Origin of the sequence: Bacillus sp. AF62 (genome assembly GCF_050312695.1) — a bacterium.
Classification (GTDB): Bacteria; Bacillota; Bacilli; order Bacillales; family Bacillaceae_G; genus Bacillus_A; species Bacillus_A cereus.
Genome location: NZ_JBNPJZ010000029.1, coordinates 1 through 12587, shown reverse-complemented (window position 1 = coordinate 12587; position 12587 = coordinate 1). Strand labels below are relative to the sequence as shown.

Here is a 12587-nt window from a genome sequence, read left to right as displayed (position 1 = left end):
TGTGTAACGATTTGTCCTTGTAACGCTTTAATGGAGAAAACGATGCTCGGTGAAGCTGGATTTATGACGGGATTAAATGCGGTATCATATATACCAAGGGTTTTAGAGCCCTTGGTGACACTTTGGTAACTTTTTTGCCAAATCGTCTTCTATAAAGGCGAGTGCTTCTGCTTGTTTTGACGGATATAAGTGACTATAAGTATTCAGAGTTGTTGCTACATCAGAATGACCTAGTCGTTGTGCTACTACAAGTGGACTTACACCTTTATTAATTAAATAAGATGCATGTGAATGTCTAAATTCATGAAGTAAAATTTTTTTCACTCCAGCAGTAGCCACATATTTCTTGTATCGTTCATCTAACGTGGAGGTAGCAATACTATTATAAAACTCACCGAAAACAACATAATCATTTTTTACTGGTGCTGTTAATGTAGCATGTTCTTTTAATTTCTTCAATAAATTAATGATAAGTATAGGCAATAAGATGATTCTATTTGATGATTTTGTCTTTGGTTTTGTAACTTGACGATTGTATTCAGTTTTGTTGATGTTAATCGTTTTTCCTACAAAATCAACATCCGCCCATGTTAAAGCTAATAATTCACCTTTCCTAGCGCCGCTATAGTAAAGTGTTGAAAAAAATGCATTGTAAAGTAAATCATCTACAGTATCGATGAACCTTTGAAATTCATCGAATTCCCAATAACTCATTCGTTTGTTTGATTCTAATTCAAAGTTTCCTGCAATACGTGCTGGATTGCTAGTCAATCCATAAAATTTTATCGCAAAATTGAATATAGCGGATAGTATAGTATGAATTTGCTTTAGAGTATCAGCGGAGTAGTTATTTAAGAGTTTATTTTGATAGTTCATTACATGTTTTGCGGTAATGGTATCAATTTTCATTTTACCAAATTCTTTTAGTAAATGATTATAAATTGCATTTTTTATGGCGTTAATCGAAGACTGTTTCCTCCTTTGGCAATACCAATCAAAATAACTATCAGCCACTTGTGCAAACGTCAAGCTAGAGTTCGTTTCTTTTTCAACTAACATTTTCGCTTCCGCTTCACGTGCTTCCTTTTTCGTTTTAAACCCACGACGCTTTACTTGTTTTTGCGTGCCATCAAACTGATGGACTCTAACAACGAAAAAATATGTTCCTCGCTCTTTATCTTTGTAGATCACCATAGGAATCCCTCCTGTATATATAAAGATTGATAATTCAATTTATTGAATAGATTATAACTTGTTTGTTACCAAAAGAAAAGGCTCCCAAAATAAATTGAGAGCCTTTCCTTGACTTTAACCGCTTTAATTTTAATAACATATAACTTAAAAACTCCCCACTCATAATAGTAGGGAAGATTGGTAGGGAAACCAATCAGGATGATACAAGTAAGGATAAAATCATATTACCATAATGATTGTGGGGCGTATATTGAGAAAATTCGACATTTATTTTTTATAATATAGTAATACACTTTTTGATTGGTTGGGTGTAATTATTGAAAATTGGCTGGTTTCTACCTTGATTTAAGTAGAATATAATAAAAATGAACTTCTATTCATTATTTGTGTGAAATATTTGAAACGGAAGTCGAATAATTTCAATATTTTTCTTAGAAGCTATATTGAGAAATATATTTCAGGATGGAATAGAATATGTGTTTGTGCTAAAATTGGCTTTGGATACAGTATATGGGTTTCTATCAAATAAATAGACAGAATAATCGCAAAAAAATAATAATTTAAAACATAAAAACTCGCAGGGCGTGTGTAAGAGGTGATCGTGACAAAACGGCTCACACCGTTCATCCTACTACCTTAGGACAAACATTTGCATCATACGAGTTCTTCCTTAGTTTAACAGATATTCATCATTCGTAGTGCAGTTTAGAGGTTGAGAAAATAGGATGGTGGATTTTTATGTGTTTGAGGGGGGAGGAAATATTTTTATGCGCTTTCATCAAAAAATATGTGATTTGATTGAAGATAGGGAGGATTTAACTTTAACAACTGTGGCTGAAAAAATTAATGTTCCACTACAATATATGTCGAAATTCAAAAAACAAGGAACAATTAGTTTTTGTAATTTACTTAAACTATCGCATGTTATGTCAGTAGATACAGCTGAATCAAAAAAAATGATGCATAACTGGTGTTTAGAATTAAATTCTACAGAATTAATTAAACAGAGTTTCGAATATGCCGCTATTATTAGAGATATCGAATTACTAAATGCCCTTATTAATAAGTATTCAAGTGAAGAAACATCTATAAGAGAATACGTAGGTGTATATAAAATTTTGTACGACTACATGAAAGATGCATTGCAAGGGAATGATATAGAGATAGAATTAGATAGATATGGAAAAATTCAAGATCCAGTTTTACGGGTTCTATCAGATATTATGAAATGTTACAATTATTATTTTGATAAAAATTTTGAACGTATGCTTACAATTGGTAATGAAATTGAGAATTCCATCTTGACTGTGAGCGAAAGTCGAAAATTGTTTATAAGGAATTGTTATATTCACCGAGTTGCAGAGTTATTTTGTACCGTTTGTTTGCAACTTAATGATTTAGAGGCTACTAGGCATTATGCATACATCATAATTAATGCGAATATTTGTAATAAAACAGTTGCTGATGCATATTATCGGCTAGGTATGTCTTATTTGACAGACGATAAAAAAATGTGTTTAGAGTATCTTGAACGAAGTCATGAAGTTGCTCAAAAATCGGGGATATTTGAATTAAAACAAGAGACCAAGCATAATCTTATATTGGCAAAAATATACTATGAAGATAGGGTATTGAATTTTACAGAGATTGATCAAATAAAGAAGGCTTTCTATCAGAAAGACGATGATGATTTTGTTATCTTTTTTAAAGCTATTGCAAGTAAGGATTATGGGATTATGCATGAAGTTCTTGAACAATTTTTTGCCCAATCCAATTATTTTTTTGCTGGTTTAATTGCAAGAAAGTTATATAATGGTGGTGATAGTCATCCAACATTAAAATGGATTATGGGATACAAAAAAGAGAAAAGAGGGATCAATTTTGAAAAAAATTGTATTAGTAATTTGTGCAATGACATTCATATTACCAATAACGGACAAAGTGTTAGAAACAAAGAATTATCAATTGAATAAAATACAAAAGATGGAAGAAGGGTCGAAGCCTGGGGGCTGAAACTTAAAAAGACAACTTTTGCAGTTGTCTTTTTTTATTTTTCAGGTTTCTACTGTGCTATTTAGTAGCTAAAAATTTATTTTTAAAAGTTTTGCGAGTAAGCTATTTAACAAATTACAAGATGATAGAATGTATGTAGATAGAGATGAAACCAGGAGGAATGGAAATGACGAAAGAAGAGATTGTAGAATTATTTTTGAAAACAATAGATGAAACACAGCCTGAATTAGTCGAGGAGCACATAGAACAAAGTTTTAAAATTTAAAAAATAGCCCGTCTCTAATATGAGGGGCTATTTTTTTTCGTTATTATGGTATTCTTCTAGTGTTTTGGTGATTGCGAGCATTTGTTGTAGGACAATGTCCTGTTTATTTTCAGGTAATGTATCTAATCGTTCCATAATTTCCTTAAACTTGTTGTGTTTTTTTATATCTAATTCGGTACTACGTCCTAGTATAAAATCCGTTGTTACTTCTAGTATTTCAGATAATTTTGCAATAGTATCTGGTGAAGGAAAACGTTCTTCGGACTCATAATAACCAATTACACGAGACGAAGCGCCTACCTTTTTTCCTAGCGTTTCTTGTGTCCAGTTACGTTGTTTTCTTAGTTTTTTTATTCTAGCACCTATACCTGTCATTTTCATCACCTCATAAGGTTGTTCACTTGAACAACTTGTTCTCTTTAGAGACAATCATAGCACATTATGTTCGGAAAGTCATTGACAATGTATAAATTATTCGATATGATTAAAATCGAACGAAACGTTCTATTAAGGAGGCAGACATGAAACAGACAATTATTTATCATAAAATCGCTAAACATTGTGGTGTTACTGAAAGATATATAAGAATGTTGGATAAGAAAGAACGGATTCCATCAATGGAAGTTGCTAAAAAAATTTCTGACTTTTTAGATGAACCAATCGAAGAGATTTTTTTAATTGCCAAACGAACGAAATGTTCGTATTTGAGCGGTTTTATCCAAAGCTAATTGAAGGAAACACTTCAATTAAGCGTTAATGTGAATAAAATTTAAACAAGGAGCGATACCATGCATAAAAACCTATACATCGCCAGAAAAGAGCAACGCATGACACAAGAGAAAGCAGCAAATTTGATTCATATTGCACCAAGAACATACTTTGCTAAAGAACACGGTGAAAGTGACTTCACCCTAAAAGAGGCTCAAAAACTAGCAAAGTATTTCAAAACAACAGTGGACGAGCTGTTTGCGCAATAGAGGAGGGGAAACAGGTGAAAAACGGCAAACGACCAACGAAGCGAGAGAAAATGCATATGAATTCGTACAGCTTAAATTCTGAAAACTGGTTGATCTATAAAAAAGTTGATGGACGACTACACTTGATTCATCGTCATACGAACTCAACACGAGTCATTCCAAGTGCATAGGGTGGACAAGCATTATTACAAATGAGGAGGATTTTTTATATGAATGAATTAACAGCAGCAAACGAACAACCCTTACATAATGAACTGGTATTCGAAAAGAATGGTGAGGCAGTAACAGATAGTTTAATGATTGCTGAAATGTTTGGCAAACGACATGACAATGTCTTGTCAGATATTAAGCTTCAAATAGAATATGCAGGAGAAGAATTCTCACTCCTAAATTTTCAGGAGTCAAATTATAAAACAGATAGAGGACGAAGTTACCCAAAGTACAATTTAACAGAGGAAGCATTTACATTAGTTGTTTTTGGCTATAACACGAAAGAGGCTGTACAAACCAAAATTCGATTTATACAAGAATTCAAGCGTATGAAAAACCACATCCAGAACCAACAACAAGTTCCAACAGACCCCATGAGTATTTTAAAACTGACCTTTGAAGCATTAGAAGGACAAAAACAAGAACTCCAACACATTAAATCAGATGTAAAAGACTTACGAGAAAACGCACCACTATTTGCAGTAGAATGCGATGAAATTTCAAACGCAGTAAAGCGTCATGGTGTTGCTTTATTAGGTGGTAAACAGGCGAATGCGTACCAACACGCAGGATTGAGAGGGAAAGTATATCGGGATATTTATAACCAGTTATATCGTGAATTTGGTGTGACGAGTCATAAAGCTATCAAACGTTGTCATTTAGAAATAGCAGCGCAAATTGTTAAAGAGTATACATTGCCAATTGTATTAAGTGAAAAAATTAATTTAGTAAATTCGCAAATCAAGTTTAAAGAGATGTAGAAAGGAGAAAACATCATGACCAAATCTGTTCTAACAAAGGACCTGCAAAAGAAACAAATACTAGAGGAATTCTTACAGCATTGCGAACAACAACAAATTGAAGCGCTACAAAAGAACGATCCATATCAGTTTTGCACTTGGATTAAAGAAGCTCGATTAGCTCGAAGGGAATTGGCAGCACTCTATCGTGCAAAAGAAAAGTATGATGAGGAACGTACGCATATAAAAGGGATTGTAGCACATTTAAGAAGTAGAGGGATTGATGCTTCAGTTGTGGAGAGAACACATTTTAGTACGCTTTGTAGGAAATCAGTTGCATGTGAAAAAGCCCTATAAAATAGGACTCCTTCTGTACATAAGTCATACTACTTGAATTGCATTGACCTTCATCACAGTTAGTATATCAGATATATTCTGAATTATCTTCATGTAAATGCTTCCAGAATGACGAAAAGACCTAGAATTAGGTCTGCTCATCGGCAATATCAGTCTAGAGCAGTATACCTAACAGGAGTGAGTTAAGTAACCGGAATGCTCTTATAGTATAGCAAACTATGATAACTAAAAACAAGAAAGGATGGTAAAAGGAAATGACGGCACAAGAATTATTTGAAGAAAAACAACATGTAGTAATTGCAGCAATAAAGCAACAATTTGGAAGTATCGCAAGAGCTAGGCAGATTGCAAAAATGAATAATATGGAGTTGGAGGATTTAATGCAAGTTGGCCATATGTATTTATGGGAGCATTGTGTGAAGTCTGATCCAGAGAGAGTAGATACCTTCAATGCATACGTGATGAAATTCACTTGAAAGGAACGCCTTTTAAAATCAGCAGACGAGTGAGTTATGCGGACAGGAATAAAATGAATATCCATTCGATTGATTTGCATCGAGAGGAGGAAGCAGAAAATGGATTTTATGCCGTATCACCAATTAATGTGGAAAAAGTAGTAATGGTATCAGTAGGAATTCAGGAAGTCACAAGTATATTGGAAGAAGAGGAAAAAACAATTATTATGCATGTTGGGTATGGTTTTACCGAACAGGAGATTGCTGTGAAATTAGAGATGAAAAAATCTACTGTTCATACGAAAAAGACACGTGCATTTTTAAAAATGAATCCAAAGTATAAGCCAATGAAACAAAAATCCTTTTTTTCAGGGAAAAGGATGATAAAGAGAAACCACCAGTTGGGGCTGGTAATCTAATAAAAATATATGTGTTGTTCATCATAACACATGTTGCATAAGAGATGCAAAAAAGACCTGTTTTCACAAATCAAGAGAAAGGGTAATTCGTGAAAGAATACGATTTAATCATGATTGTAACAGAAAGAAATAAAAAATTAAAAAGAAAGAATATTCAATCGATCGGGTCGAGAAATATGAAATAACTAGAGAATAAAAATATCTAGAAAGATTGTTGGTTAGAGAAGGGTGACGGAGATGAATATCAATGTGCTGAAAGTCGCAAGAATAAACCTCCAAGGTAACACCTTAGATCAGGGGTGGTTTAAGTATCTTACTTTAGAAAATGGTAAGCCCTATATGGTTGCAATTACAATACTTAGCGAGATTGTTTATTGGTATAAACCAACTGAAATAAAGGATGAAAGAACGAATGAAATCCAGTATAAACAAAAATTTAAAGCAGACAAACTTCAAAAAAGTTATCAACAATTAGCTGATTCATTTGGTTTTACCAAAAGACAAGTATTAGAGGCGTGCAAATACTTAGAACCTGTTTAAAATCTTTTTAATAAAATCGCTACACCTGCCAATAAGCAACTCTGTCTGCTATTTTCAAGTGTTCGTTCACAGTTCTTCCACAGTCTGCGGTAATTTTCCAACCAAGCAAAAGTTCGTTCCACAATCCAGCGTTTAGGTAACACGACAAACTTGTGAAGTTCAGATCGTTTGATGATTTCAACCGAACAATTAATCGTTTCTTTGATGGATTGTGCAAAGGATGGCCCCGTATATCCGCCATCACAAAGTATATGTGTTACTTTTCCCAGTGTTTTCTTATGCCTTTCACACATTTGGATCGCACCTTCTCGATCAGTTATATTCGCAGTCGTTATTTCAATCGCATGAATAAGACCGTTCGTATCTACAGCGATATGCCTTTTGATTCCTGACACTTTCTTTCCAGCATCATAGCCTTTTTCACCAGCTATCCATGTGTTTTTCACGCTTTGGGCATCTACGATGCAGAAACTTGTCTGATTCTTACGTCCATCTTGCTCACGATAGGTTTCAACCAATTTTTTTATGAACTTCTTCGAGAAGACTTATGCCCTTCTCGTCTACTTTCCGCCAAATCTGATAGTAGAAATAGACTGTTTGCCAGTTTGGAAAATCACTTGGTAAGTTACGCCATTGGCATCCTGTGGTAAGCACGTATAGCACACCGCAAAATACCTCGTACAAATCAACTGTGCGTGGACGCGTCCGTTTTCTTGCGTTTTCCAAATCTTCTCGAATCAGTTCAAACTGTTCACGTGAAACGTTACTTGTATAATTATGTATCATAGAAAATATCCTTTTTTGTACAGATTATACCATAGATTCTAAACAGGTTCTTAGTGAAAAGAGAATTAATCGCCATTGAATTTCGTACGATCATAGTTAACGGAAAGAGGCATAACAACGTGATGTATGTAGAACCAATCGTGGAGAGTATTGAAAAAATATCTATTTTATATCAAGACCCTATCACATCAGAAAGTGACACCCTCCCACATTATAACGAGAGAGGCTCTCGCATTAAAACGGAGGAGGCTCCCACATTGAAACGTGGGACAAATACAAAGATTACTACAGAGAATACTACAAATAAAAAGAAGTATTGTCACAAGTTTGAAACTTGCGACGTCAATGCAGCAAAATATTTGTTTGAAAAAATTAAAAGTAATAATCCGAAGCAAAAAGAACCTAATTTTGATTCTTGGTCTAATGATTTTAGAATAATGCGTGAAAAGGATCAACGTGAATTACAAGAGATAAAAGATGTGATTGATTGGTGCCAAGTAGATTTTTTTTGGCAAGGAAACATCTTATCTCCTAAAAAGCTACGTGAAAAGTTTGATCAACTCACAATCCAAATGAATGCTAGAAAAGGGGCAAAAAATCATGGAAGCGGTAGGAAGAGTGATGACGAGGATTTTGAATACATCGGCTTGTAAAGAGGGAGACGAAGGTTATACTTGTGAACACTGTAGCGCTTTTGTTAAAGCAATCGTAGTAGAAGTACCAGCATTACGAATAAAAAATAAAGTATTTCCCACGTGTGAATGTGTAGTAGAGCGTGAAGAAGCGAAAATAAGAGAGTATCAAAATTTCTCGAAGAAAAGGGAAATTGAAAAGATATTTAGCATTCATAACGTGGGAAATCGTTTTGATAAAAGTACATTCTCAGCATTTCTAGAGCGAAATGGTTCAGAGACGGTGTGCCAGTTAGCGACACAATATGTACAAGCTTTTCCAGGATGGCAAGGAGAATCACTTTGGTTATGGGGAGAACCTGGCAATGGGAAAACACATTTAGCAGCCGCCATTACAAAAACATTGACAGAGCAAGGATACATCGTCGTATTTCAAAGTGTTCCAGAATTGCTTCAACGTATCCGTAGTACGTTTAACAGTGAAAACAAGGAGAATGAAGCGCAAATCATGAGAGCACTATTAGAATGCGATTTACTTATTCTTGATGATATCGGAGCTGAGAAAGCGACGGAATGGGTGGAAGAAAAGATTTTTAATATCATTGATGGACGTTATCGAAAAGAGATGCCTATTTTGTATACAAGTAATTTAAAGCCGAAAGAAATGTTACAACAAGTGGGGAAGCGATCTTATGATCGTATGGTGGAAACGAGTTTGACAATTGAAAATAAAGCAACAAGCTATCGAAGAGAGATTGCTAAACAAAGATTACAGCGTTTCGGAGAGAGTTCTTAATATATGCCAATAGAAGAGGAGTGTAGGCTTATGACGGATTTACAGTTAGAAAACTATACAATTTCAGCTCAGCAACGAAAGTACATGAAGAATGAGCGACGTAACTTGTACATTGCTTTAGAAGAACTAGACATGCTGTGGGATGAAGATGAAGTAGTGCAAGTGAAAGAAGCATGGAACAACAATGAAAGTGTGTTCGCAATTGGTGAAAAAATGCAACGTGATCCAGATGAAGTTGCGCTACTGATTATGGATTTAGCAAGAAAAGGTGCGATTGGAAAAAGGGTGTTGGGGTTAGGGGCATGAAACAGCTAACCTTTGAAGCTGTTGTAGGAAACCTGGATTATGCCGCATGCAGCACGTCTGAACAACTCATTTCTAGTCATTTGGTTACACCAACTTACGCAGTAGATTTTTTTGACTAAGATGAAAAGCAGAAGTTACATTGGTTTGAAGTAAATACAGAGGCTGAAGCAAAAGAAGAAGCGGAAAAAACGTATGGGAGAATTCAAATCATTCAAGTATATGTGTCCAATCGAACGTTGAAAGAAATTATGGAGCTAGATTAAGGTTTTTTCATCAAGAGAGCTCTTGTATTTCGTGTGATAGACAAACATATGCAAAGGAGAACGGATATAAATGAAAAGTGAAATAGACATGAAAACAAATGGCATCTACATTGTGGAAGATGGGAAAATCATTTTTTTTAAACCGCCAGAAAGCAGATATGGACAACAAGTTGTCCATTGGGTAGATGGAAAAGTGTCTCATACACAAACCACATCTACTGTTAAGTTTAAGCGATAAAATTTGAATTTTATTAAAAAGAAGGAACAGGGGAATATGTAAAAGAGTTTGAAAGGTCCATAAAAAAAGAATTCAGCAAAACTCTGAATTCTCCTACACGTACTTTTATTTGTTAATCAGTTTGGAAATAAAAGGATAGTGAAAGTCTTTTTCCTGTAGTACACATAAAATTCCTTTTATAGGTCCGAAAATTAACAAAAGAAACAGTATTAGATATAAAGGAGCTATCCCGAAAATAATCAAAGCGTTATTTGAAGTTAAGTCTAAATTAGACAAAGATAACATTAAGATTCTTATTATGAATAGATTCCAAATCATTGTAATTATCCAAATGAATAGTTGATAAAAAACAGCTTCAAGGATATTTTTTCGAATGTCTTGTGATTTGCATATGAAATAAAAAATCAATGGTATATAAAAAATTGTGACGCTAAAGAAAATAAGAATAAAAAAAGATAATAGGGTAAGAAAATGCATAATTAATTTTATATTCTTTTCTTGAGTTAGGATCATTAAGGTCCTCCTATATGTATGAGATTTGTTGTGCCTATTAATATAGATGCTGTAGACAATTATAACATAAAAATTAATTGTAATAGAATATTGCAGCGAAAAGAACACGTATTAAATTAAACAAAAGCGTTATCTGAAACTGTTCATGAAACAAGAGCACTACCGAAAGTGCTCATAGAAAATACATTTTATATTTTGTTTTGAGCTACGATCTTAATATTCTCTGGTGGAATGATATCTTGAATTTTTTCTTTCAAATCTACTTGGACCATTTCTTCAAGATGTTCAAGTGAAACTTCAAAGTTTATGCATTCCGCAGTTGCAATGCTTAATAAAGAATAATTTTCATTTTTTTTAACAACAATATATTGTGATTGATCTGTTATTACTATACATCCTTGTTGAATGCCTAATTTACGATTGTCTTCAAAAGTCATAAATATTTCTCCTTTTATATGTATTGCCGATAAATAGTTTACTACATAAATACATTGGTTCATATTGAGAAACCTTACATTAGTATTACAATTTTATAAGGTTTCTGAATATCTTGTGGCCTAGTAAGCAGGAGAGTGTTAAAAGGTTTAATTGAGTATTTTACAAAATCCTTATTTGAAAACAAGAAGTCTTAGAGTTAGGGTTCTAGAGCTTTTTGTTTTGGTATTCTCACATGGTTTTTCAAAAAGAATAGAACATATTGAAGATAACATGTGAATGTTTCATAAATGTATCAAAAAAGTGAACAAAATTGCTATTGCAGCAGAAGCAGAAATGAATTTTCTAATACGCAAGCACATGAAAGGTATTATTTCCAGAGGATAAAATGCACATGGGACATCTAATCATTATTTTATCGGGGGAAAAGAATATGTTATGAACTTGGTCGAATGAAAAAATGAAAATTTTACTTTTAGAGTGAAACTAAACAAAAACGCTATTTTATTAGAGAAGAATTTGAAATGAAAGACAATTGGAATGAGCAAGAGCGTTTAGAGAGTGAAGCGGAGCAAGAAATGATCGAACAAGTAGAAAGAGAAAACTGGATGGAAGCAAATAATATTAGCTATGAGTATTAATGTTCGGAATTTGATTCAATTTTGCAGATGTAGTTTAAGGATAATGTTCGGTTTTTAATAAAAATTTCATTTTAATATAAAGCAGAATTATTAAATGGCTTAGGCAGACAATTTATTAAATAAACTGTCCACCAAATGAATGAAAGATTATTTGAGCTATAAAGCCCAAGTTTAGTATGAATAGAATCATGAAAATTTAATCATAAAACAGATAAATTATGTTATAGAAAGCCTTCAATTAAAAAAGCAGTTAGCTTTTGCTAACCGCTCGGCTCTCGACCAAGAAAGCTAGAGTGGGAGAAATCGACTTTTTAAAGTCTTGTCTACAGTGTTAGACAATGTTTAGAATTTTATTCACTTAAAACATAAAAAGAGCAGCTAGCAAAAGCTGACTGCTCAAAAACTTGTTGGAAGCTACCTAGGGAAGGTAGTCCAGTATTAGTATTGACGGGATATTGTTTTTTATTCAGGGGAGGAAGAGGAAAAGGAAAGCATCAACTGATTTCTTATTAGCACTATCTACAAAATTACAAGAAATTGCTGATAATACAGTGGGTATGGAAACAGAATCAGAATTGAATGAGCTTATCGATAAAATTAATGAGAGTATCTAAAATTGAACAAAATAATCCTTTTGTCAACATTAATAAATAGGTACAATTCACATTTTAATTATTTTTGAATGTAATGGTATCAAATTAATTAAAACGCCCGAAAATGGAAATTAAGGGTATTTAAAGAGAAGGAGTGAATGGCTTGACTAAGATGAAGAAAAAGAAATTAAAAAAAGCAATCGCTCGTCGTACG

General features: G+C 33.5%; 14 protein-coding genes and 5 pseudogenes. 14 read left to right on the top strand and 5 right to left on the bottom strand.

Translation table 11 applies throughout. From position 1 onward, the window contains the following. A pseudogene (locus ACQRBL_RS03715) lies at nt 1-123 on the top strand (2Fe-2S iron-sulfur cluster-binding protein); the annotation flags it as partial. Here the strand turns inward: ACQRBL_RS03715 and ACQRBL_RS03710 are convergent. Further along, nucleotides 103-1194 carry a tyrosine-type recombinase/integrase gene (locus tag ACQRBL_RS03710; protein ID WP_411996595.1) on the bottom strand — a complete coding sequence of 364 codons (1092 nt, stop codon included), beginning with the start codon at nt 1192-1194 and terminating at the stop codon, nt 103-105. The pseudogene ACQRBL_RS03715 and the gene ACQRBL_RS03710 sit on opposite strands and share 21 nt — an antisense overlap. 767 nt (nt 1195-1961) lie before the next feature. On the opposite strand from ACQRBL_RS03710, the gene ACQRBL_RS03705 reads away from it, so the two are divergent. Further along, the gene (locus tag ACQRBL_RS03705) at nt 1962-3167 is read left to right on the top strand and encodes an AimR family lysis-lysogeny pheromone receptor (RefSeq protein ID WP_411996596.1); all 1206 of its coding nucleotides are present in this window, start codon (nt 1962-1964) and stop codon (nt 3165-3167) included. 332 nt (nt 3168-3499) lie between these two features. Here the strand turns inward: ACQRBL_RS03705 and ACQRBL_RS03700 are convergent, their stop codons facing one another. After that, nucleotides 3500-3847 (bottom strand): helix-turn-helix domain-containing protein, encoded by a 348-nt coding sequence (locus tag ACQRBL_RS03700; protein ID WP_134207696.1) that lies wholly within the window; start codon nt 3845-3847, stop codon nt 3500-3502. A gap of 146 nt (nt 3848-3993) precedes the next feature. On the opposite strand from ACQRBL_RS03700, the gene ACQRBL_RS03695 reads away from it, so the two are divergent. The 7 genes and pseudogenes from ACQRBL_RS03695 to ACQRBL_RS03665 form a co-directional block, all read left to right on the top strand. Then, on the top strand, nt 3994-4200 hold the full coding sequence (locus ACQRBL_RS03695) for a helix-turn-helix transcriptional regulator (protein WP_411996597.1): 207 nt from the start codon (nt 3994-3996) through the stop codon (nt 4198-4200). A gap of 60 nt (nt 4201-4260) precedes the next feature. Continuing rightward, on the top strand, nt 4261-4449 hold the full coding sequence (locus ACQRBL_RS03690; protein ID WP_411996598.1) for a helix-turn-helix transcriptional regulator: 189 nt from the start codon (nt 4261-4263) through the stop codon (nt 4447-4449). Between the two features lie 14 nt (nt 4450-4463). Then, nucleotides 4464-4619 carry a DUF6906 family protein gene (locus ACQRBL_RS03685; RefSeq protein ID WP_000788401.1) on the top strand — a complete coding sequence of 52 codons (156 nt, stop codon included), beginning with the start codon at nt 4464-4466 and terminating at the stop codon, nt 4617-4619. 39 nt (nt 4620-4658) lie between these two features. Beyond that, the gene (locus ACQRBL_RS03680; protein WP_065484919.1) at nt 4659-5420 is read left to right on the top strand and encodes an ORF6C domain-containing protein; all 762 of its coding nucleotides are present in this window, start codon (nt 4659-4661) and stop codon (nt 5418-5420) included. 15 nt (nt 5421-5435) lie between these two features. Next, a complete protein-coding gene (locus ACQRBL_RS03675; RefSeq protein ID WP_411996599.1) occupies nt 5436-5756 on the top strand; it encodes a hypothetical protein in 321 nt (106 codons plus the stop codon). A 254-nt stretch (nt 5757-6010) separates the two neighbouring features. Continuing rightward, nucleotides 6011-6630, top strand: a pseudogene (locus ACQRBL_RS03670) (sigma factor-like helix-turn-helix DNA-binding protein). Between the two features lie 237 nt (nt 6631-6867). After that, nucleotides 6868-7158, top strand: a pseudogene (locus ACQRBL_RS03665) (DNA replication protein DnaD); the annotation flags it as partial. Nucleotides 7159-7166: 8 nt separating this feature from the next. Here ACQRBL_RS03665 and ACQRBL_RS03660 read toward each other — a convergent pair. Continuing rightward, nucleotides 7167-7956 (bottom strand): IS5 family transposase gene (locus ACQRBL_RS03660; RefSeq protein ID WP_099046435.1). Its coding sequence is split into 2 segments (ribosomal slippage): nt 7167-7697 and nt 7699-7956, totalling 789 coding nucleotides; the frame shifts between segments, so codons are not numbered across the junction. Between the two features lie 44 nt (nt 7957-8000). Between ACQRBL_RS03660 and ACQRBL_RS03655 the strand changes: the two are divergent. The 5 genes and pseudogenes from ACQRBL_RS03655 to ACQRBL_RS03635 form a co-directional block, all read left to right on the top strand. After that, nucleotides 8001-8609, top strand: a pseudogene (locus ACQRBL_RS03655) (DNA replication protein DnaD); the annotation flags it as partial. Beyond that, nucleotides 8557-9384 carry an ATP-binding protein gene (locus tag ACQRBL_RS03650; protein WP_411996783.1) on the top strand — a complete coding sequence of 276 codons (828 nt, stop codon included), beginning with the start codon at nt 8557-8559 and terminating at the stop codon, nt 9382-9384. The pseudogene ACQRBL_RS03655 and the gene ACQRBL_RS03650, both read left to right, overlap by 53 nt. Before the next feature lie 30 nt (nt 9385-9414). Continuing rightward, complete coding sequence (locus ACQRBL_RS03645; protein ID WP_411996782.1) at nt 9415-9690, top strand: helix-turn-helix domain-containing protein; 276 nt, start codon at nt 9415-9417, stop codon at nt 9688-9690. After that, a pseudogene (locus tag ACQRBL_RS03640) lies at nt 9687-9953 on the top strand (hypothetical protein). The gene ACQRBL_RS03645 and the pseudogene ACQRBL_RS03640 overlap by 4 nt, the downstream one beginning before the upstream one ends. Nucleotides 9954-10023: 70 nt before the next feature. Beyond that, nucleotides 10024-10191, top strand: coding sequence for a DUF3954 domain-containing protein (locus ACQRBL_RS03635; protein WP_065484910.1), 168 nt, complete (start codon nt 10024-10026; stop codon nt 10189-10191). A gap of 105 nt (nt 10192-10296) precedes the next feature. Here ACQRBL_RS03635 and ACQRBL_RS03630 read toward each other — a convergent pair whose 3' ends face one another. Together ACQRBL_RS03630 and ACQRBL_RS03625 are read right to left on the bottom strand one after the other, a co-directional pair. Next, entirely contained in the window at nt 10297-10704 is a 408-nt protein-coding gene (locus ACQRBL_RS03630; RefSeq protein ID WP_023521156.1) for a DUF4870 domain-containing protein, read from the bottom strand. Between the two features lie 188 nt (nt 10705-10892). Beyond that, nucleotides 10893-11141 carry a hypothetical protein gene (locus ACQRBL_RS03625; RefSeq protein ID WP_023521157.1) on the bottom strand — a complete coding sequence of 83 codons (249 nt, stop codon included), beginning with the start codon at nt 11139-11141 and terminating at the stop codon, nt 10893-10895. Nucleotides 11142-12587: the final 1446 nt, after the last annotated feature.

What these genes read in the sequence shown, in the direction of transcription:
- ACQRBL_RS03710 (WP_411996595.1), bottom strand. Translation starts at nt 1,194, where the DNA reads ATGGTGATCTACAAAGATAAAGAGCGAGGAACATATTTTTTCGTTGTT.
- ACQRBL_RS03705 (WP_411996596.1), top strand. Translation starts at nt 1,962, where the DNA reads ATGCGCTTTCATCAAAAAATATGTGATTTGATTGAAGATAGGGAGGAT.
- ACQRBL_RS03700 (WP_134207696.1), bottom strand. Translation starts at nt 3,847, where the DNA reads ATGACAGGTATAGGTGCTAGAATAAAAAAACTAAGAAAACAACGTAAC.
- ACQRBL_RS03695 (WP_411996597.1), top strand. Translation starts at nt 3,994, where the DNA reads ATGAAACAGACAATTATTTATCATAAAATCGCTAAACATTGTGGTGTT.
- ACQRBL_RS03690 (WP_411996598.1), top strand. Translation starts at nt 4,261, where the DNA reads ATGCATAAAAACCTATACATCGCCAGAAAAGAGCAACGCATGACACAA.
- ACQRBL_RS03680 (WP_065484919.1), top strand. Translation starts at nt 4,659, where the DNA reads ATGAATGAATTAACAGCAGCAAACGAACAACCCTTACATAATGAACTG.
- ACQRBL_RS03675 (WP_411996599.1), top strand. Translation starts at nt 5,436, where the DNA reads ATGACCAAATCTGTTCTAACAAAGGACCTGCAAAAGAAACAAATACTA.
- ACQRBL_RS03650 (WP_411996783.1), top strand. Translation starts at nt 8,557, where the DNA reads ATGGAAGCGGTAGGAAGAGTGATGACGAGGATTTTGAATACATCGGCT.
- ACQRBL_RS03645 (WP_411996782.1), top strand. Translation starts at nt 9,415, where the DNA reads ATGACGGATTTACAGTTAGAAAACTATACAATTTCAGCTCAGCAACGA.
- ACQRBL_RS03635 (WP_065484910.1), top strand. Translation starts at nt 10,024, where the DNA reads ATGAAAAGTGAAATAGACATGAAAACAAATGGCATCTACATTGTGGAA.
- ACQRBL_RS03630 (WP_023521156.1), bottom strand. Translation starts at nt 10,704, where the DNA reads ATGATCCTAACTCAAGAAAAGAATATAAAATTAATTATGCATTTTCTT.
- ACQRBL_RS03625 (WP_023521157.1), bottom strand. Translation starts at nt 11,141, where the DNA reads ATGACTTTTGAAGACAATCGTAAATTAGGCATTCAACAAGGATGTATA.